Annotated in this window: 19 protein-coding genes; 12 read left to right on the top strand and 7 right to left on the bottom strand. The window is 38.6% G+C overall.

Annotated elements, in window-relative coordinates:
- Positions 1 to 31 precede the first annotated feature (31 nt).
- Both Q0976_RS11705 and Q0976_RS11710 read left to right on the top strand, forming a co-directional pair.
- A complete protein-coding gene (locus Q0976_RS11705; RefSeq protein WP_299494011.1) occupies positions 32 to 742 on the top strand; it encodes an FAD/NAD(P)-binding protein in 711 nt (236 codons plus the stop codon).
- The gene (locus tag Q0976_RS11710) at positions 703 to 1,791 is read left to right on the top strand and encodes a hypothetical protein (RefSeq protein ID WP_299494012.1); all 1,089 of its coding nucleotides are present in this window, start codon (positions 703 to 705) and stop codon (positions 1,789 to 1,791) included. The genes Q0976_RS11705 and Q0976_RS11710 overlap by 40 nt, the downstream gene beginning before the upstream one ends.
- Before the next feature lie 93 nt (positions 1,792 to 1,884).
- Here the strand turns inward: Q0976_RS11710 and ybaK are convergent, their stop codons facing one another.
- The 3 genes from ybaK to Q0976_RS11725 all read right to left on the bottom strand — a co-directional run bounded on the left by ybaK (position 1,885) and on the right by Q0976_RS11725 (position 4,946).
- The gene (ybaK, locus tag Q0976_RS11715) at positions 1,885 to 2,352 is read right to left on the bottom strand and encodes a Cys-tRNA(Pro) deacylase (RefSeq protein WP_299494013.1); all 468 of its coding nucleotides are present in this window, start codon (positions 2,350 to 2,352) and stop codon (positions 1,885 to 1,887) included.
- On the bottom strand, positions 2,349 to 2,834 hold the full coding sequence (locus tag Q0976_RS11720; protein WP_299494014.1) for a GNAT family N-acetyltransferase: 486 nt from the start codon (positions 2,832 to 2,834) through the stop codon (positions 2,349 to 2,351). Before Q0976_RS11720 ends, ybaK begins: the two co-directional genes overlap by 4 nt.
- 72 nt (positions 2,835 to 2,906) lie before the next feature.
- A complete protein-coding gene (locus Q0976_RS11725) occupies positions 2,907 to 4,946 on the bottom strand; it encodes an NADPH-dependent 2,4-dienoyl-CoA reductase (RefSeq protein WP_299494015.1) in 2,040 nt (679 codons plus the stop codon).
- Between the two features lie 134 nt (positions 4,947 to 5,080).
- On the opposite strand from Q0976_RS11725, the gene Q0976_RS11730 reads away from it, so the two are divergent.
- Entirely contained in the window at positions 5,081 to 6,124 is a 1,044-nt protein-coding gene (locus tag Q0976_RS11730; protein WP_299494016.1) for an AraC family transcriptional regulator, read from the top strand.
- Here the strand turns inward: Q0976_RS11730 and Q0976_RS11735 are convergent.
- Together Q0976_RS11735 and Q0976_RS11740 are read right to left on the bottom strand one after the other, a co-directional pair.
- The gene (locus Q0976_RS11735) at positions 6,114 to 7,397 is read right to left on the bottom strand and encodes a kynureninase (RefSeq protein WP_299494017.1); all 1,284 of its coding nucleotides are present in this window, start codon (positions 7,395 to 7,397) and stop codon (positions 6,114 to 6,116) included. The two genes, Q0976_RS11730 and Q0976_RS11735, sit on opposite strands and share 11 nt — an antisense overlap.
- 22 nt (positions 7,398 to 7,419) lie before the next feature.
- Entirely contained in the window at positions 7,420 to 8,172 is a 753-nt protein-coding gene (locus tag Q0976_RS11740; RefSeq protein WP_299494018.1) for a tryptophan 2,3-dioxygenase family protein, read from the bottom strand.
- A 522-nt stretch (positions 8,173 to 8,694) separates the two neighbouring features.
- Between Q0976_RS11740 and Q0976_RS11745 the strand changes: the two genes are divergently transcribed.
- The gene (locus tag Q0976_RS11745) at positions 8,695 to 9,225 is read left to right on the top strand and encodes a hypothetical protein (protein ID WP_299494019.1); all 531 of its coding nucleotides are present in this window, start codon (positions 8,695 to 8,697) and stop codon (positions 9,223 to 9,225) included.
- Positions 9,226 to 9,668: 443 nt separating this feature from the next.
- Here Q0976_RS11745 and fadA read toward each other — a convergent pair whose 3' ends face one another.
- Both fadA and fadB read right to left on the bottom strand, forming a co-directional pair.
- On the bottom strand, positions 9,669 to 10,832 hold the full coding sequence (fadA, locus tag Q0976_RS11750) for an acetyl-CoA C-acyltransferase FadA (protein WP_299494020.1): 1,164 nt from the start codon (positions 10,830 to 10,832) through the stop codon (positions 9,669 to 9,671).
- Between the two features lie 21 nt (positions 10,833 to 10,853).
- A complete protein-coding gene (gene fadB, locus Q0976_RS11755; protein ID WP_299494021.1) occupies positions 10,854 to 13,004 on the bottom strand; it encodes a fatty acid oxidation complex subunit alpha FadB in 2,151 nt (716 codons plus the stop codon).
- A gap of 513 nt (positions 13,005 to 13,517) precedes the next feature.
- Between fadB and pepQ the strand changes: the two genes are divergently transcribed.
- The 8 genes from pepQ (at position 13,518) to Q0976_RS11795 (ending at position 25,163) form a co-directional block, all read left to right on the top strand.
- Positions 13,518 to 14,837, top strand: a complete 1,320-nt coding sequence (gene pepQ / locus Q0976_RS11760; protein WP_299494022.1) for a Xaa-Pro dipeptidase — start codon at positions 13,518 to 13,520, stop codon at positions 14,835 to 14,837.
- A 214-nt stretch (positions 14,838 to 15,051) separates the two neighbouring features.
- Positions 15,052 to 15,666 (top strand): YigZ family protein, encoded by a 615-nt coding sequence (locus Q0976_RS11765; protein ID WP_299494023.1) that lies wholly within the window; start codon positions 15,052 to 15,054, stop codon positions 15,664 to 15,666.
- A gap of 18 nt (positions 15,667 to 15,684) precedes the next feature.
- The gene (locus tag Q0976_RS11770) at positions 15,685 to 17,142 is read left to right on the top strand and encodes a TrkH family potassium uptake protein (protein ID WP_299494024.1); all 1,458 of its coding nucleotides are present in this window, start codon (positions 15,685 to 15,687) and stop codon (positions 17,140 to 17,142) included.
- A gap of 11 nt (positions 17,143 to 17,153) precedes the next feature.
- Positions 17,154 to 17,690, top strand: a complete 537-nt coding sequence (gene hemG, locus Q0976_RS11775) for a menaquinone-dependent protoporphyrinogen IX dehydrogenase (RefSeq protein ID WP_299494025.1) — start codon at positions 17,154 to 17,156, stop codon at positions 17,688 to 17,690.
- 280 nt (positions 17,691 to 17,970) lie between these two features.
- On the top strand, positions 17,971 to 19,278 hold the full coding sequence (locus tag Q0976_RS11780) for a short-chain fatty acid transporter (protein WP_299494026.1): 1,308 nt from the start codon (positions 17,971 to 17,973) through the stop codon (positions 19,276 to 19,278).
- A gap of 384 nt (positions 19,279 to 19,662) precedes the next feature.
- Positions 19,663 to 21,756, top strand: a complete 2,094-nt coding sequence (locus Q0976_RS11785) for an urea transporter (RefSeq protein WP_299494027.1) — start codon at positions 19,663 to 19,665, stop codon at positions 21,754 to 21,756.
- A 21-nt stretch (positions 21,757 to 21,777) separates the two neighbouring features.
- A complete protein-coding gene (locus tag Q0976_RS11790) occupies positions 21,778 to 22,416 on the top strand; it encodes a hypothetical protein (RefSeq protein WP_299494028.1) in 639 nt (212 codons plus the stop codon).
- A gap of 8 nt (positions 22,417 to 22,424) precedes the next feature.
- Positions 22,425 to 25,163, top strand: a complete 2,739-nt coding sequence (locus Q0976_RS11795) for a hypothetical protein (protein ID WP_299494029.1) — start codon at positions 22,425 to 22,427, stop codon at positions 25,161 to 25,163.
- The last annotated feature ends 3 nt before the right edge of the window (positions 25,164 to 25,166 follow it).

Consider the following 25,166-nt stretch of genomic DNA (forward strand, 5'->3'; position numbering starts at 1 on the left):
ATAATGACATGAGGTTAAAGGGAGTTAACTCATGCCATGCTTTGATATTGGAATTATTGGCCTAGGGCCTGCGGGCTTGAGTGTATTGCAAAGATTATTATCCCGCGCTCAATCTTTGCAATATAAAAAAATACGGATTGCATTGTTTGAGCCTAACTCTCCGGGTTGTGGTGTGCATAGTCCTTTTCAAGATAAATGTCTTTCTTTACATACGATAGCAGGACAAGCAGATCTATTCCCTCAAGCTGAATATTTTATTCATCATGGATATCAATTAAAGGAAGATATAAACAGCATAAACGGCTTAAGCTTTTTTCAATGGTGCCGTGAACAGAAAATAAAATTGAATGAGTTTAATCAAGTTGTTGCTAGAAACGGCCAATGGTTACAAAAAGAAGCTTGTATTACTGCTAGAGACGTAGCAAAAACAGATTGTCTTCCACGTTATTTGGTCGGGGAGTATTTAACTTACTGTTATTGGAGATTGATGAGTCAGGTTCCAGAAGGTGTTGAATGTGTTTTGTGTCCCTTTTTAGTTACCGATCTTGAATCAATTAATGTCAGAGATGGTCAACATTATGTTCTAGTTCACGAAAATAAGAATATTATACTTAAATCCATAGTCTTGACTCTGGGGTATACCGGAAAAAAAAGCACTCACTTTTTTCCGGAGATTTACCTTATCAAGGTTTGCATTATCCTTTGCCTAATTTTAAATATGTGTTGCCGGAACATACCATAGCCGTTAAAGGGGTTGGATTATGCGCACTGGATATTGTCTCCTTATTAACCCTAGGCCGTGGGGGGAGTTTGCACCATGGAGAGGATAAGTGGGTGCCTGATTATATTGCATCGGGTCATGAACCTAATATTTTGCTTTTAACTCAGTCAGGGCTTTTATATCGATCAAGGCCGGATTTTTCTTTACCGTATAAACCTTATCATAGTTTGCTGTTTTCATCTGAAAGACTCTTATATTGGAAACAAAAACCCAATTACAGCATAGACTTTAAGGAGGAGTTACTTCCCCTGATCCATTTAGAAATGCGAGCATGTTATGTATTGACCGCAGCCGAAGACCATTACGATAAAGTCTATGAATCTTTGAGTTCTTCGCTTCGATTTGAGTCGGGGCTGAGTCTGTTCTGTACGCAACTTGAATATTTTGAGAAAACATATGGGCAATTTGATCTGGAACAATACCTGTATTCCCGTTTTCCTGAAAAAATGGAGAAACAGGCATTTTCTCTGTGGGCCAATGCTTTTTTGCTAGATGATTTAATTATGGCTAAGCAAGGGGTATCCCATCCGGTAAAAGCGGCTTTGGAAGTATGGCGATTTATCAGACCTCAACTCAGAGAGCTGATTAATTTTGATCGTTTAACATTGGATTCAAATATGGATGTTTATAACGGGTTATACAGTTTAGTTCGCCGAAGTGTTGATGGTGCTGAGCTGATGCGCCATCAACTATTACTTGCATTAATAAAACAAGGCATTGTAAAAATTGATCGTGTAACTGATTGGCAAAGAGCTGAGGGGAAATGGAAAGTAATTTGTACTGATAAAAAAGAATATGAAGCCGAACATTTCATTTATGCTCAGTTAAATAAAAGTGGTCCCCTGCATACCAACTCATCCTTGTTGCAATGCCTTATAAGGCTTGGGTTGATGGATACCTGTGACTTAGCAGAGGGAAAACGGGATAATATTCAGGTGAATAGAGAGTTTCAGCTAATTTCATCTTTAAAGCGGGGGGGAATAATATCTGGTGCATGGGGCCGGGATTAGAAGGATTAACTTACCTGAATCACCATTTACCTTCGACTCAACGGCAATCGATTGATTTTATGAATGCAGACAGTATTGCTCGGCAGGCATTGGCTAAGTGGTGAGTGTTGCCCATTTCGCTTGAATGACACGATATAAATCATTTGGACTTAGCTGGATATCTAGGCCTCTACGTCCGCCACTTATATACATCTTAGTGAGCTGACTGGCAGAACTATCAATAAAAGTGGCGAGCTGTTTTTTTTGGCCAATAGGGCTGACACCACCTAATACATAACCTGTGCTGCGCAGTACATCTTGAGGTTTTGCCATGTGGGCTTTTTTACTGTTGGCTGCCTTTGCAAGCAGCTTTAAATTAAGCGTCGAATTCACGGGAATAATGGCTACCACTAATATGTTATTATCAGTTTGAGCCACTAAGGTTTTAAATACATATTCAGCCGGCACCCCTATTTTTTCAGCGGCTTCTAATCCATATGATTGGCTTTGTGGTGAGTGTTGGTACTCGTGAAGGGTAAAAGGAATATTATCTTTGGTTAATTGTTTGATTGCGGGGGTCATAGGCTTTTTTCCATGACGAGTACATCAACATTATGATAATTGACTTGTTCGATGGCTTTCCAGCCTAGTTGTTTGTATAGGCCGCCGCTATGATCTTCTGTTTGTAAGTATAAGTGACTCACTCCATGTCGTTTGGCGAGTTTAATGATTTGATTGATCAATATGGTTGCTATGCCTTGACCTCGATAGGGTTTATCAATATAAACACCTCCTACCCAATGTTCTTTGTCGGGGTAAATGTCCATTTCATGGAATCTGAGTTGCGCTGCGCCTAACAAGTTGTCATTTTCAATAATAAGGACAATAAGCGGTAAGGTATCGCGATTAAGATAGTCGGCTAATTTTAGCGCCAAGACTTCAGCGCTGCGGCCTGTATCTATACTTTCACCTATGCTCTCACTTATATAGCCCCATTCATCATTGTACCATTTGGCTATTTGGGATATGTATTCCGGTTTATCGGCGAGTAAGTGACATTCCATTTCATACTTAACTTTTTAAAAAGGTAGTATGTCATGTATACCACCTTTTATTACTTTAATACAATGTGTTGGTTACAAATTTGCGGCCAATTCACTGCCTTGTTTAATGGCACGTTTAGCATCGAGCTCTGCTGCCACATTGGCCCCGCCAATGAGATGTACGTTTTGTTTAGCGTCGAGGAGTTGGGTTTGTAGTTCCCTTAATGGTTCTTGGCCAGCACAGACAATGACATTATCGACATCGAGTATTTGTGACTCGCCAGCAACGCGAATGTGTAGCCCGTTATCATCCACTTTTGTATATTCCACACTATTGAGCATGTTTACTTTTTTAGCCGCTAATCCTGCCCTATGAACCCAGCCGGAGGTCTTGCCAAGGCCGGCGCCTACTTTGGTTGGTTTACGTTGTAATAAATACACTTGACGGTTTGTGCTGGCAGGTTTAGCAGGGATTAAGCCGCCTCGATGCTCCATGTTTAAATCGACGCCCCATTCACGCATAAAGGTATCAATATTTAAGCTGGCAGACGAAGACGTGTCGTGCTCATGGGTTATATACTCAGCGACATCAAAACCGATCCCTCCTGCGCCTATAATGGCAACGTTTTTTCCTACTGCTTTTTTATGCTGTAAAACATCAATATAATTAATGACTTTAGAATGTGTTATACCTTCTATTTCTGGTGTGCGAGGAGTAATACCCGTCGCCAGTATAATATCATCATAGCCTTGTTCTATGAGCTCTGGTGCTGTGATACGCTTATTTAATATTGTTTCTACATTCAATTTAGTTGTCATGGTTTTGAAGTAGCGTAAGGTTTCAAAAAACTCTTCTTTACCTGGTATTTGTTTAGCAATATTAAACTGCCCACCCACTTCAGCCTTATCGTCAAATAAGGTGACACTATGGCCTCGTTGCGCTGCGACTGTGGCAAAAGCAAGGCCCGCAGGACCTGCGCCAACAACAGCAATACGCTTACTCATGGGCGCTTTGAGATAAATGAGCTCGGTTTCATGGCAGGCTCGAGGATTGACCAAGCATGTAGTGAGTTTCATACTAAAAGTGTGATCTAAACAAGCTTGATTACAGCCTATGCAAGTGTTGATTTCATCGGCTTGATTGGCGGCGGCTTTGTTGACAAATTCAGGATCGGCCAAGAAGGGACGGGCCATTGACACCATATCGGCATGGCCTTGTGCTAAAACAGATTCTGCAATATCAGGCGTGTTGATGCGATTGGTGGTAATAAGCGGAATAGAGACTTCACCTTTAAGCTTTTCAGTGACTTTAGTGAAGGCTGCTCGAGGCACTTTGGTCACAATGGTGGGAACGCGGGCTTCATGCCAGCCAATTCCCGTATTAATTATCGTCGCACCCGCTTGTTCTATGGCTTTTGCCAGTTGAACCACTTCTTGCCAAGTACTGCCTTTTTCAATGAGATCGAGCATGGAAAGGCGATAAATAATGATGAAGTTAGGGCCGACTTTTTCTCTTACTTGACGCACTATTTCAAGTGGAAAGCGAATTCTGTTTTCAAAGCTGCCGCCCCATTCATCATCACGCTGATTGGTTCGTTCAACAATAAACTGATTAATAAGATAACCTTCAGAGCCCATAATCTCGACGCCATCATAGTTAGCGTATTGAGCAAGGCTGGCACAAGTAACAAAGTCATTGATTTGTTTAAGGACTTCATCATGAGCCAGCGCTCGTGGTTTGGCTGGATTGATAGGTGCTTGAATGGCTGAAGGAGCTATGGGTTCTTTGCTATAGGCATAACGGCCTGCATGTAAAATTTGCATGCAAATTTTACCGCCAGCGTCATGAACGGCTTGTGTGACTTGTTTATGTTTCTCAGCTTCTTTGATTGAATCCATTTTGGCACCACCTTGAAAAACGGCGCCTTCAGGATTTGGGCCAATCCCTCCAGTGACAATGAGTCCCACCCCGCCTTTTGCTCGTTCAGCAAAGTATGCCGCCATTCGTGTAAAGCCGTTGGGCATTTCCTCTAAGCCTGTGTGCATTGAGCCCATCAGTACTCGGTTTTTTAGCTGAGTAAATCCGAGATCTAAGGGGGTAAGTAAATGTGGGTAAGGGGTCGTTTTTTGCATGCTTCACTCAATAATGTCTTTATTCTTTTGAGTTAATTTAGCGAGGAGAAGGCACTTAAACAAGATATTGATGGTACAATTTATTATCTTTAGTTAGCATATTTTTTATGGCTAAATATTTTAGGTGGCAAAGTTTGAGTGATATTAAAACGGGTTTAGGGGATATTTCGGTGAATTTTATTCAGCAAATGGCCTTTACTGTGGATCAACTAGGTTTTGATTTAATGCCTATTTTAGACAAATATCACGTTTCCATTAAACAGCTTTCAGCTCATAACGGTAGGGTGGCTATTCCCAAATACATGCGTTTAGGCTTTGAAGCCTTGACCTTAACAAAGCGTCCTGATTTAGGGCTGGAAATGGGACGGAACAGTGGCTTTCAGTATTATGGTGTATTAGGTTTTGCTGCTATGGCTGCAAAAAATATGGCGGATATGGCCAGTCTATTTGCTGATTATGAAATCTTGCTGAGTCATAATATTCGTGGCCAGTCTGATTTCAACTTTGCTGAGGCTAGATTGTCCTTTTATTCTATAGCCCCTTACAATAATTACAATTTTTTTGTCGTGGATTCAGTGTTAGCCAGTTGGTATTGTTTATTTAATACTCGCTGGAAATCACAATCTCAACAGCCTGAGGCATTTTTAAAAGCGGTACATATTGAATACCCTGAACCCAGTAATAGTGCACTTTATTATGCTTTTTTCCCTTGTCCTGTGATTTTTAACTCAGACTTTAATGGCATCATCTTTAATAAAGAGGTGTTACTTACTCCGTTATTAGATGATTGTGAAACGAGTTATTTATCGTTAAAAACGATCTGTGAAACGCAAAGTGCACGCCTTATTGCTAACCAAACATGGCAAGACAAGGTGGCTGATAAAATCAGTCAGCATTTAGTGGGAAAGATGCCTGATATTGATGATATGGCCGTATTATTGGGGACGACGCCTTGGACATTAAGGCGACGTTTGTACAGGGAGTCAACGAATTATCAAACCATTATGGATACCACACGGCAAGGTTTAGCATTAAGCTATGTGCGTGAAACCACACTTACATTTAGCGAAATTGCTTATTTGCTGGGCTTTTCTACTCCAGCAGCGTTTTATAAGGCCTTTAAACGTTGGACTGGAGAGACGCCTAAACATTTTAGGAAGCAATATCTTAATCGATAGCTTGTGTGTGAGTGCTTACTAACTTCTGAGCCGTATCTTGTAGTGTGGGCTTTGTGCTTGAGTTGTTTTGTATTTTTCTTAATAAATATTCTATTACTTCCAATGTATTGTCCAGCTGAGTGTGACTAACATAGGGGGCGGGACCGAGTCTCAATTGATTGCCACGGCTGTCACACAAAATATTATGTTTGGCGAGCTCTGTAACCCAACGTTGTGCTTGGGGGGTTGTGAGCGATAAAAATCCACCGTTATTTTCAATACTGTGTTGCGGTAAGCAAAGGGTATTTTTGTGGACTTTCATCGACTTGATACCTGAATAGAGTCGATTTATTTGTGTGTAATTAATGTGATGTAAGGTTTTATCGTTGAGCTTATGCTTGTTAAAAAAATCAAAAACGGCTGCAGCGCGATAGTGACTGGCAGGATCGTAGGTGGAGCCAGAAAAAGCGCTATGACCTTGGCCATAACCCACAGATGAAGCTTGTTGGCTTAAGTTTTCAAATTCGGCAAACCAACCCGTAATTAAGGGGCTGCCATGATAACCTTTGGGTAGACGCATAAAGCAATTACCTTCACCTGCTTGGCAGTATTTATAGCCACCACCTATGATAAAAGCTGAACTTAACTGCCAATCATTGAGGTTAAAAGGAATAACATTCAGTGCGTGGTAGGCATCGACTAAGCAAGGAATGGACAAGTCTTTAGCGGCTTGGGCGACTTGTCCAATATCTTGAAATACTTCACTGCTTGAAAAGAACACTGCTGATAGCATTACAGCATCGGTTGTGTTATCGAATCGCTCAATAATACGTGTTGCTAAGGTTTCACTAGGGGATACGGGGATTTTTTCGATGATAAAGTTAATATCTTGTAGTCTATCGAGTTGCCTGCGCATCGAATGAAATTCACCGTCAGTGGTAATAATCTTAATGGCTCTGTGTGGTTGCTTGATTTTTAATTGAGGTAAATCAGATATAAACCGAAGCAGGAGCTCATGGGTTGAGGCGCCGAGTGTTATTTCACTTGCTGTTTCGCCGAGCAGATGACCATAAAAGCGTTTTACTTTGTCTGCTTTTTTAAATGCAGCCTGCCATTTATCGTCTATGTGCAAGGCAGCATCATTAAAGCTATCAAGCAATCCTTGTTTAGCAATATTGGGCCATGCTTGATGTGAATGACCCGATAATAAAATGCGACTGTCTACTTGAAAGTCGCTGTAGTGAGATTGTAATGTATGACTGGTTGTCAATAGAGCGGGGTTGTTAAGTCTCATATTATCGATTCACTTTAGTCAATTATAATTTGGCGCGAATATTCCAAAGACTCGGGAATAGCGGCTTAAATAAGGTTTTAGTGAGATATTCTGCACCACTTGATCCTCCCGTTCCCATTTTGGTTCCTATGGTTCGTTGAACCATTTTGACATGACGATAGCGCCATTCTTGCAGCCCTTCATCAAGATCGACGAGGAGCTCACATACTTGTGATAGTGAAAAGTTACATTGATATATTTCAATGAGCAGGGCTTCTAGTTCGTCATCTTGATGTTGAGAATTACTCTGCCATTCTGTCTTTATTTGATAATTCTCGGTTGATAATAATGATAAAAAGTCACTCCAAATTGAAGGCTCTTCTAGTCGTTGAGTGAGTTTTTGTTTGCTTATTTCATCATGGATATGGATTAAACTTTCACGTTTATAGCCTAGTATAAATTCAATTTCACGAAATTGGGCGCTTTCAAAACCGCTGGCTGTATCGAGTCTGTCTCGAAAGCTTTTAAATTCCAAGGGGGTCATTGTTTCTAGAATATCCACTTGACCGACTAAGGTCTTCAATATGGTTAATGTACGCTTAAGTGTATGCAATGATTTAGGGATATTACCTTGAACTAAGCTTGTTTTGAGAAAGTCGAGTTCATGTAGAATTTGTTTAAACCAAAGCTCATAGGTTTGGTGGATCAAAATAAACAGCATCTCATCATGCTCTTCGGATTTAGGCTGTTGTAGTGTAAGCAGTTCATTGACTTTAAGGTATTCAGGGTAGTTCATTTTATTATTATTGTTTGTGAGTGTTACCTTAATGTTTCATATTTACAGGAGAATACCAAGAGTTGAAATGATTAGAGTAAGGGGGGAGCTGTAACGATTTCTGAACTTTGACATTATGTAGATTAATAAGAATTAATGTTTTCTCAAGTTAGAATGTTTTTTGATATATATTTTAATTATTCGACGATATATTAATTTTTAAATGTATTGTGGATGGATTGATATGCCAGTTTTAAATAGTGTAACAGTGATAGATAATTATTTTATTAATAATACGGTGGACATAAAAAATCAGGTCATACCAGAATATTATAAAATAAAAGATGAGGATATGAACCATCCTCTTATTAGACAAAAAGCTCCTGACTGTATTAATTTAAGTCAAGTGCGATCGGTTATTGAAAACCTTCAAAAGATGAACTTAAGTTTATTAAGGGACTGGGCGTTGATGAAAATGTACTACTTGAGCAAGGAAATAAGTACATACGTTACCAAGAGCATTTTGATAATCAAGAGAGTTATTTGAAATTTCTTGTAACGCCACAAAATTATAGTGTGGGTACCGTGCGTGCAACGTTTAGTAATGAATGGATTGGTAATTTAGGTTTTCGTCACGTTTTTATAGGGTTAGAGAAATCTTCACTTTACAAAAATCAGGACCGATCATTAGAATTAGGTTGGGATCCTACTAAAGTCAATGATAGGTTTAAGGAAGATGATGTTGTGACTAAAGACTTTACCGTGCCTGGGTTTATGATTTGTGCAATTGATGAAGCCCACCATGAAGAAAGAAAGTCGTTTAGTTTTTTAGGCTATTTCCCTCCTTTTAAGGATTGTCATACTTTTAATGAGAAGGTGTTAGACAGAGCCAATCATAAATTGCCTAATGATATGAACTTACCTTCAAATGATGTTAAAACACAAAGACATGATTCTAAACTTGCTAGTATCAAAGAAATAAAACAAGAGCAAGAGAGGGTTATAAAGACACGTATAATGGCTGACAATAATTTGATTTTAAATAATCGTATACCTATCTATGGAACAAGGTAGATTTGTATTAACCTCTAGAGGAAATAAATTTAGGAAAACACAATTAAAACAGTGTGTTATGTTAATTGACCTAACATTTCAAATGCAATTTTAAGATGCTTTTAACCAAGATACTTAATTATTCTTATATAGCTAAATCAATATAAAATGACATACTCAGCTGGAATGAAAAGTGATTTAGGCTAGGCGAATTGTTAAAAGCATAGTCATTCTACGGTAAGACAAATCAACAACGCATAAATCACTTTTAAACCAGCCTTTTAGGAGCTTCATTTGAGCGACACTTCTTTGTTGCATTATCTAGAAAGGTGCCTACATTCCATCATTAATGCGCCTTAAATTGCCGCTCAATTGAGCGCTCTGAGACTATCATTTCATATTGATTTAGCTATAGTTAAAGCAGTGGAGTAACCACTGCTTTAACTATTAATACAAGGTGAGTATTACACTCTTTCAAATACCGTAGCAATACCTTGACCTAGACCAATACACATGGTGGCAAGGCCTAATGTGGCATCTTTGCTTTCCATAAGATTGATTAACGTGGTTGAGATCCGTGCGCCAGAACAGCCTAATGGATGACCCAGTGCAATCGCGCCGCCGTTTAGGTTAATTTTCTCATCGACGACATCCATCAAGCCGAGATCTTTGACGCAAGGTAAAGATTGTGCCGCAAAGGCTTCGTTGAGCTCAATGACATCTAGATCATTGATTGCAATACCACCTCGAGTTAAGGCTTTTTGTGTTGCTGGAACAGGGCCATAACCCATAATTGCGGCGTCACAGCCCGCCACAGCCATAGAACGAATTCGCGCTCTTATCGGTAATCCAAGTGCGCGAGCTTTTGACTCTTCCATGACTAACATGGCTGAAGCACCATCAGATAATGCAGAAGAGCTACCTGCTGTAACGGTACCGTTCACAGGGTCAAAGGCTGGGCGCAAGCCAGATAGTGATTCTATTGATGTCTCAGGGCGGATCACTTCATCATGTTGCACTTTTATTAGTGCACCCATAGCATCATGGCCTTCAATGGCATGAATTTCGTTAGCGAATCGACCTTCAATGGTGGCTGCATGGGCTCTTTGATGAGAGCGAACGGCAAATTCATCTTGCATTTGACGGCTAATGCCATGCATTTTACCCAGCATTTCAGCCGTTAGACCCATCATGCCTGAGGCTTTAGCGACATTGTTAGCAAGGCCAGGATGGAAATCAACACCATGAGTCATAGGGACATGACCCATGTGCTCAACACCACCGATAATAAAGGTGTCTCCCATGCCCGTCATGATGGCACGGGCAGCTTGATGCAAGGCATCCATGGACGATCCACAAAGGCGGTTAACGGTAACCGCACCTGCTTGTTTCGGGATCCCGGCTAATAAGGAGGCGTTGCGAGCAATATTAAAACCTTGCTCTAATGTTTGTTGTACACAGCCCCAGATAACGTCTTCGATGATATTAGGATCGAGCTGTGGATTTCGAACCAGTAGGGCTTTCATTAATTCTGCAGATAAGGTTTCTGCGCGTACATTTCTAAATACTCCAGCCTTTGAGCGGCCCATGGGAGTACGAATGCAATCTACGATAACGGCTTGTTTCATTATTTTGTTCCTTCCCACTGATTAGGCTTGGTAATAGCTACCGTTATTGGCTGCCAATTCACGCATAGCGTCTGTTACCTGATATAGGCCACCTAAGTGAGCATATTTGTCGGCTAATGCGACAAAATTAGCAACGCCCATAGTATCAAGGTAACGGAATACCCCTCCTCTAAAAGGAGGGAAACCAATACCATAAACAAGACCCATATCGGCTTCAGCGGGTGAAGCTATGATGCCTTCTTCTAAACAACGTACAGTTTCAATGATCATTGGGATCATAGTACGGGCAATAATTTCATCACTTTCAAATGTTTTTGTATCGCCAAAAGCAGTGTTGAGTAATTCATAACTGCTTGGGTCAATATCTTTCTTAGGCTTTCCACGGCGATCAACAGAATAAGCATAGAAGCCTTTAGTGTTCTTTTGACCTAAGCGATCATGGTTGAATAAGACATCAACGGCATCTTTACTTGGTTTTGCCATGCGATCAGGGAAACCTTCAGCCATAACGGCTTGGGCATGGTGGGCTGTGTCTAAGCCGACAACATCCAGCAAATAAGCGGGCCCCATTGGCCAACCAAATTGTTTTTCCATCACTTTGTCGATAGCGCTAAAGTCTGCTCCATCGGTTAACAAACCATTAAAGCCGGCAAAATAAGGGAAAAGAACACGGTTGACGAAAAAGCCGGGACAATCATTAACGACAATGGGGGTCTTACCCATTTTACTGGCATAGACAACCACTGAAGCAACGGTTTCTTCAGATGTATCTTCACCTCGAATGACTTCGACAAGTGGCATTTTGTGCACAGGGTTGAAGAAGTGCATACCACAAAAGCGCTCAGGTTTCTTCAAGCTTTTGGCAAGTAAATTAATCGAAATAGTTGATGTATTAGAGGCCAGGATTGCATCATCACTGACTTGTTGCTCAACTTCCGCTAATACTGTTGCTTTTACTTTTGGATGCTCAACAACGGCTTCAACAATCACATCAACATTTTTTACTGCACCATAGTCTAAGGTTGGGGTGATGTTATTGAGCACTTTCGCCATTTTTTCTGGGGTACTGCGGCCGCGCTTAATCTGACTCGTTAACAGTTTAGAGGCTTCACTTAAGCCTAAATCTAATGCTGGTTGTGCAATATCTTTCATAATGATCGGCGTGCCTTTGCTGGCACTTTGGTAGGCAATACCTCCTCCCATTATTCCTGCACCTAATACAGCGGCTTGATCTATTTTCTTCGCTTGTTTGCCGGCTTTTTTCGCCTTGCCTTTTACAAATTGGTCATTTAGGAAAATGCCAATGAGTGATTTAGCAACATCGCTTTTAGCTAGCGCTAAGAAAGCATTATGTTCAACTTTTAATGCGTCTGCACGAGTGCTCAGTGCGGCTTGCTCAATAACATTAACCGCAGCCATTGGTGCTGGATAATGTTTACCTGCGACTTTAAAGACCATGCCTTTTGCGGTAGTAAATGACATTATGGCTTCTAATTTAGGCAGGTTTAGTGGTGCTTGTTTTTTCGCGCGGCGATCTTGCCAGTCAAGCTTTTCGGCTAGTGCATCTTGCAGCATTTGTAAGGCTGCCGTTTTGAGGTGTTCTGGTTCAACGACGGCGTCAATGACACCGACACTTAACGCAGCATTCGGGCGGTGTTCTTTACCTGTGGTGATCCACTCTAAGGCATTATCGGCACCAATAACACGAGGTAGGCGCACTGTTCCGCCAAAACCTGGAATAAGGCCTAGTTTAGTTTCTGGTAAGCCAATTCGTGCATTGGTGTCAGCGATACGAAAATCTGTTGCGAGTATGGTTTCACATCCGCCACCGAGTGCAAAACCATTAACCGCTGAAATAGTTGGAAAAGGTAAGTCTTCGAGTTTATTAAAAATGGCATTAGTTTTTTCGAGCCAAGCAATGATAGTAGCGTCATCTTGGGCGAATAAGCCGAGAAACTCTGTGATATCAGCACCAACGATAAAAGTCTGTTTACCAGAGCTTAAATACAGTGCTTGAATGTTTGAATGCGTCATGATGCTATCGAGTGCAGCATCAAATGATTCGAGTGTTTCTTTATCGAATTTGTTTACCGAGCCTGGTGCATCAAAGCACAGGTGTGCGATATTACCCTCAAGTAACTCAACTTGAATTGTAGGACTTTGGTAGATCATTGCTTGCTTCCTTTTTGCTTTAGAGCCACTCCCGCATATTAGATTCATTTTACAGTGGGAATGATCTTCTATCTCACAGCAGCTTCGGCCATCATTTGACCACTTCCTTCCAGTGTGCTTAAAAAAAGAAAAAAATACAACACCCAATTTAAACGTATGTTTGATTTTTGGCTGTAAAACAAGCTTTCCATTAGCGGAATTGACTAAAAGATCATTGTTATTGTTTAGAGCATGACTGATGATTTAGCTATAGCTAAATCTATATATTTATTCAGTTTGGGATCCCATAGCGTATCAAAGAAGCGTGTTTTGTCTGCGACAATCAGGCTATTTTTATTTACAGATAACTTTATTGGTAAAGCTTTTGCGTTGTTCTAGTCTATTTGTGAATAATAATCGAGTGCCGTGTTAAACTAATGGTAAAAACGATTGCTTAGCTTTACTCATTTGGTTTTGGGTTTGTGCTGCATTTTATTTTCTTGTATTGCATTGATTAAAAATAGGATAGTAATTATGGATTTATTCGCTCAGCATTACCCTGAACATATTCAAATATTGAATCAAAGAGTGGCTGAAATTGTTTCAATAGAGGGGCTATCTGGGTTGGTGATTCATTCAGGTCGCCCGCAGCGTCAATTTTTAGATGATATGGATTATCCTTTTAAAGTGAATCCACAGTTTAAGGCTTGGTTGCCAATTATCGATAATCCGCATTGTTGGTTATTGGTGAATGGAACGGATAAGCCTACACTGTTATTTTATCGTCCTGTGGATTTTTGGCACAAAGTGGCAGATGCACCTGATGCATTTTGGTGTGAACATTTTAATATTCATATACTGACAAAAGTGGAAGATGTGGGAGAGTTATTGCCTAAAGGGCTTAAATCTTGGGCCTATATTGGTGAGCATGTTGATCTCGCTTTAGAACTGGGGATGGCATCATTTAATCCAAGTACTGTTATGAATTATTTACATTTTCATCGTACTGTTAAAACTGAATATGAGCTTGAATGTCTGCGTGAAGCGAATCGTATTGCAGTGACTGGACATCAAGCGGCTAAAAATGCGTTTTATCATGGCGCTTGTGAATTTGATATTCAGCAAGCTTATTTATCCGCGGTAGGCCAAACAGAAAATGAAATGCCTTACGGGAATATTGTCGCACTTAATGAAAATGCCGCTATTTTACATTATACCGGACTTGCTCGAAAAAACCCTGAACATCGCCATTCTTTTCTTATCGATGCTGGTGCTCAGTGCCATGGTTATGCATCGGATATTACTCGCACTTACTCTTTTGAAAAAAATCAATTTGATGATCTTGTGATGCAAATGGATAATGTGCAGCTGAGTATTATTGATATGATGGCCCCCAGTGTTAATTATGTGGATCTGCATATTGCTTGCCATGAGAAAATTGCTCAATTATTACTAAACGCTAAATTGGCTGTTGGTGATAAACAAGGCTTGATAGAACAGGGGATAACCCGTGCTTTTTTCCCTCATGGGCTTGGTCACATGTTAGGGCTTCAGGTACATGATATGGGGGGATTCTTAGGGGATGATAAGGGGACGCACATTGCTTCACCTGCTGCGCATCCTTTTCTTCGTTGTACGAGAACATTAACCGCTAATCAAGTACTGACTATTGAGCCAGGTTTGTATATTATTGATTCATTATTGTCTGAACTGAAGCAAGATAAGCGTCAGTATCAAGTGAATTGGGATGTGGTTGAACAATTACGTTATTTTGGCGGCATACGAATAGAAGATAATGTTATTGTACATCATGGGCATAATGAAAACATGACCCGTGAGGCGGGGCTAAATTAATCAATATTAAGCACCGTCAATACGAGCCATTTTAACTGAAAAGTGAGAATGGCTTTTTATTTACCGATTTTTTACTCTTTGTTTTAGAGCTCTTTATTAAAAAAGGACTTAGATGCCTAGGTAACATTTTTTATACCGTGATTAAAGCATGTTTAGTTCGAACATAGTTTTACCACGAAAAGATCAACTGCCCCTATCGAGTTAAGGTATGAATGTGAGTGAGTGTTATTTAATTCCGACTAGCGAGTGTATGGTAGAAGAAGCAATCAAACATAGTCGGTTTATCTCCATTTTGTTTCACTGCCCAGATCCTCACGTGATGAAAGTGCAATTAGAAAAGGTTAAGCATCGCTATCCTAATGCAAGTCACTATTGCTATGCTTTTGTATGTGGCCAGCCAAAATCAACGTTGTCATCAGGTTTTAGTGATGATGGTGAGCCTTCTGGTAGTGCTGGAAGACCTATGTTAGCGCATTTACAAGGCAGTGATATTGGCGAAATTGGCGTGATTGTTGTACGTTATTTTGGGGGGACAAAATTGGGTGTTGGTGGCCTTGTTCGAGCCTATAGCTCGGGTATTAAACAAGGATTAAAAATACTTAAAACGAGTCTAAAACAATTGCGTTATCCAGGTTTTGTCGAGTGTGAATATGCACAATTAACGGATGTAGAATATTATTTAGCTCAATATGATGCTGTTATTGAAGATAAGTTGTTTACTGATAAAGTTAAAGTGTCTTTTTCTATCGGAAAAGGATTTGAACAAGCACTGAATCGTGATCTTGCTACAATGAGTCAAGGTCACTTGGTTGCCACATTTACCCCTTAATATAAGAAAGCAAAATGAATGCAATATAGAACAATTATAAGAATTACCGGATTGCTTATTGGACTTTTTTCATTGTCTTTACTGCCTTCAGCGTGTATTGCGGTGATATATAAAGATGGTGGAGGCATGGCATTTATCAAGGCTTTTATGTTGAGCCTGATTTGTGGTTTCGCTCTTTGGTATCCCAATCGTCATTATAAAAAAGAGTTAAAGACCCGTGAGGGTTTTTTACTTGTGGTATTGTTCTGGGTGGTATTGGGCTCTATTGGTGCTGTTCCTTTTATTTTTACTAATCAACCCAATTTAAGTTTTACCGATAGCTTTTTTGAGTCTTTCTCAGCATTAACGACTACGGGGGCAACCGTCATTGTTGGGCTGGATGTACTACCCAAAGCCATTTTGTTTTATCGGCATTTATTACAATGGTTGGGTGGAATGGGGATTATCGTACTTGCGGTGGCGATTTTACCTGTACTTGGTGTTGGGGGGATGCAGCTATATCGAGCCGAGATGCCCGGCCCCGTAAAAGACACTAAAATGACGCCAAGGATAGCCGAGACAGCCAAAGCCTTATGGTATATTTATGTATCATTAACGATTGCTTGTGCCTTGTGTTACCGCTTTGCTGGTATGGATATGTTTGATGCCATCTGTCATTCGTTTTCAACGATTGCGATTGGCGGCTTTTCTACTCATGATGCCAGCATTGGCTATTTTAATAGTACTGCTGTGAATATGACATGTGTGGTTTTTTTATTAATTGCAGCATTAAATTTTAGTTTACATTTTGCAGCTTTTTCTCGCCGAGGTATGGATTTACGTGTTTACTTTAAAGATGCAGAGTTTAAAGCACTTATTTTAATCCAATTATTCTTGGTGTTGATCACTTTCATTACCTTATTAAATAGTGGAATATATGATTCTAAGGAAGAAACACTAGATTATGCTGTGTTTCAAGCCGTTTCTATTTCAACGACAGCAGGTTTTAGCATTGAAAGCTTTCATGTATGGCCTCTTTTTTTGCCAATATTGCTTATTTTTTCAAGCTTTATTGGTGGAAGTGGGGGAGCTACAGCGGGTGGAATAAAAGTGATCCGTATTGTTTTATTGTTATTGCAAGGCTCTAGAGAACTAAAGCGTTTGGTGCATCCTAGAGGGCTGTTTTCAATTAAATTAAGTGGTAAAGCACTGCCTGATCGTGTGATTGATGCTATTTGGGGCTTCTTTTCTGCTTATGCATTAGTGTTTGTTGTTTGTATGCTTATTTTAATGGGGTTTGGATTGGATAATGTCACGGCTTTTAGTGCAACTGCTGCGTGTTTAAATAATTTAGGTCCAGGGCTTGGTGAGGTTGCGAGTAATTATGCCAGTATCAATGACGGTTCAAAATGGGTTTTAGTGGTGGCTATGTTATTTGGGCGACTAGAGGTCTTTACTTTGTTGGTGTTATTCACGCCTACATTTTGGCGCAATTAGAAGGTTTATTTATGAGTCAAACTCTTATTATTTACTCCACTGTCGATGGGCAAACTCAGGCTATTTGCCAGAAAATAAAAGACATCAATATACAAATGGGCAATGAAGTGACTTTGCTTTCTCTGTCTGATGCAAATCAAGCCACATTGAGCAATTACGATAAGATATTGATTGGTGCGAGCATACGCTATGGAAAACACCGAGCTGAGCTGTATCAATTTATTGAAGATAACCATGAGGTATTATCGTCAACGGTGAGTGGCTTTTTTTCAGTTAATGTTGTGGCGAGAAAGCCTGAGAAAAACACCCCTAAAACGAATCCTTATATGCTCAAATTTCTTCGGTTATCTTCTTGGAAACCACAAATTTTAGAAGTTTTTGCAGGAAAAATTGATTACCCCAAATACGGTTTTTTTGATCGATTTATGATTCGGTTTATTATGAAAATGACCAAAGGACCGACTGATCTCAAAGGAACTTTTGAGTTTACGGATTGGGAGCAAGTATCACTATTTGCTGAACGTTTTGCTAAGCAAAAAATGGACTGAACTATTCTCAATTACTTGGGATAAAGGGCGTTATTTCACGTCCTTTTTTATTTTAATTATCAGTTTTGTTTTCTTTATTGGTGATTTTTATGACTTTCTTTTAGACTTGTGTATAAGTCTATTTTCTGACGACTTATCCATACTGTATTTATTCCCAGCATCTGCTCTATTCGTCACTATTCTCTTGTTTTTGACTGTTTTTCATACCACTATTGGATAAAAATGACATTGTGGCCGCAGTCTATCAATGAAGGGGGCCTACTTTTTATTGGGGATAACTATGTTAACTAATGCAGCTAAACCGCTGGTCAAACTCGTGGAGCGCTATTTACCGGATCCATATATTTTCGTGCTCATTCTTAGCTTGATTGTAATGGCAGCTGCTATTTTTGTTGAGCAAAAGTCACCTATAGAAGTAGTTGAATATTGGGGAAATGGTTTTTGGGGGTTATTGACATTTTCTATGCAGATGCTTTTGGTGCTCATTGTTGGTTTTATTTTAGCCAGTAGTCCGCTGATTAAAAAAGGGCTTAACCATGCTGCTTGTTTGGCTAAAAATGCATCTCAAGCGATTTTACTTGTGACTTTTGTGTCACTGCTGGCGAGTTGGATTAATTGGGGTTTTGGACTTGTCGTAGGGGCTTTATTTGCTAAAGCTATTGCACGAAAAGTGAAGGTGGATTATCGGTTACTTATCGCGAGTGTGTATTCAGGCTTTTTGGTTTGGCATGGTGGTTTATCAGGATCAATTCCATTGACGATTGCGACACCAGGTAACTTTTCGGAATCATCCATTGGTCTTATTAGCACGAGTGAGACTATTTTTTCAGGTTTCAATTTAGCCTTAGTCGGGGTGCTATTTATTGTTGTTCCTTTGGTGAATCGTTGGATGTTACCTAAAGAAGAAGATAGTTTTTTTATTGATGAGAGTAAGCTTTTCGAAGTGCAGGAGCAAGCTGTTCATATTACGCGCCCTGCTGAGTATTTGGAGAATAGTCGATGGTTGGCTTATTTAATGGGGCTGTGTGGATTAGGGTATTTGGGGTATTATTTTTTTCAAGGAGGGGGAATAAATCTAAATATTATCAATTTATTGTTTCTTACTTTTGCCATTATTCTACATAAAACCCCACGAAGTTTTCTTAATAGTTTGAATGAAGCTGTTAAAAGTGGAGGAGGGATTATTATTCAGTTTCCTTTTTATGCGGGCATTATGGCTGTGATGACACAATCCGGATTGGCGGTGAGTATTTCACAAGGTTTTGTTGCTATTGCAGATGCTAATACCTTGCCTTTTTGGAGTTTTTTGAGTGCGGGTATCGTTAATATGTTTGTGCCTTCGGGCGGTGGTCAGTGGGCTGTACAGGCGCCAGTGGTGTTACCTGCAGCTAAGTTACTGAATGCTGATGTTGCGCGTGTGGCGATGGGAGTCGCTTGGGGAGATGCTTGGACTAATATGATCCAGCCTTTTTGGGCATTACCTATTTTGGCAATAGCAGGCTTAAAAGCGAAGGATATTATGGGATTTTGTTTAATGCAGTTAATTATCTCTGGGGTGATTATTAGTATTGCATTGACGTGGTTTTAATTATAAGACTGGATAGGTTGAAAACTAAGCTGGATTATGAATAAAGTGAATTGCTATCAAAAATTCACTTTTTTATCAACTTTAGTCTAATTTTTCAGTTAGATAGTGAGCTTATAATCGTTATTAATTATAGTGTTAATTGTAGCGTAAATTAAGAATAAAATAGTCATTTTTAATATTAAATCAACTAAAACTTGCTTCTCGTTCTCTATTAAAAACAATAAATCAATATATAGTGTAAGGGTTGACAAACCTTGACGTTAGTTTTTATCGGTTTACCAAAAACGATATTGAGAATCATTCTTCTTAATAATATTCTGTTTATCGAAAAGCAATGAATAATTGAATTGTTAGGATGATGTTTTTTGGAATGCTGAATATATTATGACAATGATTGATGTTAAAAATTGGCGCTTACCTGTTGATATAAACTCTATGTTGAATAGCTATTCTGATATTTTTTTTATAAGGGGAAAAATATCGGGAGTGTTACTTTTTATCGTTGGATTAATTAATTATAACACAGCCTTATCTGGATTGTTTTCTATTCTGGTTGCTTATGCTTTTGCTCATTTTATTGGTTTTAGTAAAGAGTATTTAAAGTCTGGTTTTTATTCATATAATCCTTTGTTGTCGGGATTGGCTATTGGTTACCTTTATGAAATTAATATATTGACTTTAAGTATAATTACACTTGCTAGTATTTTATCTTTTCTTTTAACTGTTTTTCTAGCTAATGTTTTTTATCATTATTTAGGGTTGCAAGTTCTCAGTATTCCCTTTGTTATTATCAGTAGCCTTGTTTATTTAGCAAGTGCTAGATTAAGTAACCTTTATGTGAATGGTTTATACTCTAGTTATATTTATGACGATTTTTATTTTGCCCCTGAGTTTATTAATGCATTTTTTAAATCTATGGGGTCTATTATATTTATGCCTAATGTGATCACTGGTGCATTGATTTCTGGTCTCATATTTTTTAAATCCCGTCTTATTTTAGTGCTAGCTATTGTTGGTTTTTTATTGGGGTGTGGCATCAATTCGTTATTCAATGGTTCCTGGGAACAATCATTAAATAATATGAATAACTTCAATTATATTCTTATCGCAATATCAATTGGTTGTGTTTTTAATATTCCTTCTCCTAAAAGCTTGGTATTGGCTGGAATCGCGGTGGCACTGTCGACCTTATTAATTAACGCTGTTAATGTGTTTTGGGCTCAATATGGGATACCTGTATTTACTTTACCTTTTACCTTGATTACCTTGTCTTTCGTATATGTACTAGGTGTTGTGGGGTACCCTTTAAGGCCGATTGTTTTTCGTTCTAGCCCTGAGGAAACTTTAGATCATTATTTAACGGCAAAAGATCGTTTTGCTGATACATATATTACTCTTGCTTTACCTTTTTCTGGTGCTTGGTCAGTTTGGCAGGGATTTGATGGTCAATGGACTCATCAAGGCTTTTGGCGTTATGCATATGATTTTGTTATCACTGATGATGAAAATAATACTTATAAAAATCAAGGGTCTCGATTAGATGATTATTATGCATTTGGTCAAGTTGTTCTATCTCCTGTTCGGGGTCGAGTGATTAAAGTGGTCTCTCATTTAATGGATAATCCTATCGGAGCGGTAGATACCATTAATAATTGGGGCAATTTAATCATTATTCATGATGAACGAGGTTATTTTGTCGAAATGTCACATTTTGCAAAGGAAAGTATCACTGTGTATGAGGGGCAATGGGTGGAACCTGGTGCTCATTTGGGCTTATGTGGTAATTCTGGTTATTCACCGCAACCCCATATACACCTTCAGGTACAAGCAAGCGCTTTTATGGGCTCAGAGACATTACCTTTTACATTCGTACATTATTGTGAGGAAAATGAGTATTTTGCCCACGGTTTGCCAAATGAGATGACGAAGGTGAGTTCTGTTTTACCAACTGCTTTTCATGAACAGATAACAACATTTATTCTTGATGAAACATTAACGTATAATGTCTATAAAGAGGAAGCTAAAATAGACGAAGTCACCTTTGTTATTAAAATGGCACCGGACAGTACTTTTTACTTCTCAAGAGGTGATGCTAAACTTTTTTTTGGAAAATATGCGGGAACATTTTTAATCTATCATTTAGAAGGGGATGATCCTTATTTAAAGTGTCTATATTTAGCGCTTCCATCGGTCCCATTGACATATCAGAATCGACTATCTTGGAAAGATAATATTTCAAATATAACCTATTTAGGTCATATTCGTGGTGGGGTAAGTGCATTTTTAAATGCTTTTATTCCTTCAAAAATTTCAACAAAAGCGACATATCGTTTTATATCTGAAACCGAAATATCAGGTTGTGTCATAAATCGGTTTTTTAAATTAGAAATGGATACATATATAGAATTAGATGCATATTTAAAATTTAAATCAGTTAAAGTGGGTGACATTGAGTTAAAACGTCAATCTAATTATTAAATCTTTCATTAGGATATAAAAATGAAATACACACGCGATATACTTATTGCGATAGGCTTAGTTATTTTTAGCTTTAATGCTTTATCATCGAATAGTAATCTAAGAGAACTCTCATTTTCTAAATCATATGGATATGAAAAAATCGGTGATTATCAGAATGCGATAAATAGCTTAGTTAGCGTTTATAAAAAAGAACCAAAAGATTATATTTTAAATTTAAGGTTGGGGTATTTATATTATTTACAAGGCAGTTTTTCTAATGCAAAGTTTCATTATTTAGCCGCTAAAAAAATATTGCCTAATGCCTTGTCACCTCAATTAGGTATGATGAGGATATCAAATGTTAAGGAAAAATTTGATGATACAGAAGCTTTAGGGTATGAGGTTATAAAAAAAGATTTTTATAACTATTATGCTAATTTATATTTAAGTTATGCTTTAAGGAAAAATAAAAAATATAATGCCGCTGCAGAGATCGATAAAAAAATGCTTGATGTGTACCCTGATGATACGACTTTTTTACTTGAATATGGGTTGCTCAAATTTCAACAAAAAGATTATTCTAAAACAAGAGAAATATTATCTTTATTATTAGTGCTTGAGCCTGAAAATGTTTCTGCAAAAGAAGTTCTTTCTCAAATTAATCAAATAAAAGGGTGATATTATTTATGTATCATCAAATAAATAAAAGTTTGTTAACCGTATTTGATATTGAAGCCAAAAGGCTTGAAAATTGGCAATCGATGGAGAATCTATCTCAATTGGGTCAGTTATCAAGTTCAGAAGATAATCGACAGCAAGTCGATGAATTATTGAAGTATCTTTTTGAGATTGAAAGGTTTTGGGCATATCCTGGTTATGGTGTCATGTTACAGTTGAAGCACTATTTTCATGGGGAACAATATGAGTTGTTTTATCAGCTGTGTCACAACACTTATGTGCAATTACAGTCATTAGATTATCGTCGTCAAAGTTTTGTACCTTTTAAAACGAATTTATCTGATCTTGATCGACCCATTGTTATCGACGAAACGGAATTACAAGGAAAAGGCAGCAAAACAGCCAATAATAAAACCTACTTTGAAGTGCTTGTTATCCATCCTAATCCTGCTGACTATGAAGCTATTTATCGAAATAGTTTAGCGATGTTTAAATCAGAACGTGATGAGTTTATTTATGATGTTTTGTTTGTGAGTAACGCTGAAGATGCCATGGTGGCTATTTTAGCGAATCCCAGTATTCAAGCTTGTGTGTATGTTTATGGATATCAAATTAATAGTACTTTAGATGTTTTTAATCAAGAGTATGCAGATTTTATTAAACATTATGTTGATTTTAACAAAATCATTCAAAACTCTCTGACTGGGCTGCAAACGGCATTACATATATTGCGTCCAGAAGTGTCGCATTATTTGATCAGTGAACTCGCACTCGTTGGTATTGATGTTAAGATCAGAGAGCAGTTTGACCGAGTCTTGTATCATGTAGAGCCTTTCCAAGAGTTACATAATACAATTTTAAGTGGTATTCGAGATCGCTATTCAACCCCTTTTTTTGATGCATTAAGAAGCTACAGTAAAAAACCCAAAGGGGTTTTTCATGCTTTACCTTTATCTCGAGGGCAATCGCTTAAAGATTCCCATTGGATAACGGATATGCTGAATTTCTATGGGGCGAATACTTTTCTTGCTGAGACATCTTCGACCCAGGGAGGAATGGATTCTTTACTCGATCCCAAAGGTGCGATTAAGCAAGCACACTTTAAAGCGTCCAGAGCATTTCGTTCCAAAGAAACTTATTTTGTGACCAATGGAACCTCTACATCAAATAAAATTGTTATGCAGGCAAATTTAGAGCCTGGGGATATTGTGCTGACTGCGGCAGATTGCCATAAGTCCATTCCTTACGCCATTATGCTGTCAGGAGCCTATCCGCTTTTTTTAGAAACTTATCCCCTTAATGAATTAGATTTATACGGTGCAGTTCCTTTAAAACGCATTAAGAGAGTCTTACTTGATTTACGTAAGCAAGGTCAATTGCATAGAGTTAAGCAAATTACTCTCACCAATTCGACGTTTGATGGCGTTATTTATAACACCAAACGTTATATGTTGGATATTTTAGCCATTAAGCCCGATATAATTTTTCATTGGGATGAAGCTTGGTTTGCTTTTGCTTATTTCAACCCCTTGTATGAACATCGAACAGCAATGAGTGTGGCTAATTTTTTGCAAACTTCTTTGCATCAAGAGCAATATCAACAAGCGTACCAACCATGGCTTAAAGAGTATGGAGATATTTTGGCAAGTGATGATGAGGAAGATCATGACATCCTCATGGATTTACCTCTTATGCCTAATCCTGATTTGGTTAAACTGCGTGTTTATTCGACTCAGTCGACGCATAAAACGTTAACCTCTTTTAGACAAGGCTCAATGTTACATATTTTTGATGAGCAATATAACAAAGAGTTGTTCCTTGAATCTTATCGTATGCATACGTCAACGTCGCCGAACTATCAAATTATTGCTTCATTGGATGCAGGCCGACGCCAAGTTAGTCTTGAAGGTTACGAGCGAGTTAAGCGGGCGATAAGGCTGGCCACGCAATTACGTCAAAGAATTTCAAGCAACAAAGTATTGCAACGATATTTTTCAGTGCTCGGCGATGATGTGTTAGTGCCTAGTGAATATCGGGATAGACACTTAGAAATAGAACTGGAAGATCAATCTGATCCAGTGACTTCCCATTGTTATCGCTATGCTGATATGCCCAGTACTTGGGGTCAGTCTGATTTTGTGGTCGATCCCACTAAAGTCACTGTGGATATCAGTCGAACTGGAATGGATGGTACTGTTTTTCGTGAGTTATTGATTAATAAATACGATATTCAAGTGAATAAAACATCGAGAAAAACGGTGCTGTTTATTGTCAATATTGGTGCGAATGAATCGACAATTGAATATTTAATCAATGTATTGAGTGAGATTGCCAATCGATTATCCGATCCTGAATTAAGGGGGCAGAATAATCCCATACCTCATTCTGGGCAAGTAATTAATTTACCGTTACATCGTGATTATCATGCAGCTTTTGTGCCTTATGCTGGAGATCACTTTTCAACAGTGGATATGCGCCGTGCTTATTATGCTGCTTTTAATGAGCGACAAATTGAATTTGTTGCTGTTGATACTGACATGATCAAGCAAGTGATGAATGAGCGTAGATTAGTGTCAGCCTCTTTTGTGACGCCTTATCCGCCCGGTTTTCCGGTTCTCGTGCCTGGCCAATTAATTACTTACGATATTTTATTGTATTTACAGAAGATCCGTATAAAAGAAATTCACGGTTATAACCCCGCAGTAGGACTTAAAGTCTTTACCCAAGATTATCTCGAGTCCTTATAATAT

It is taken from the genome of uncultured Shewanella sp., from assembly GCF_947501665.1.
GTDB lineage: Bacteria > Pseudomonadota > Gammaproteobacteria > Enterobacterales > Shewanellaceae > Shewanella.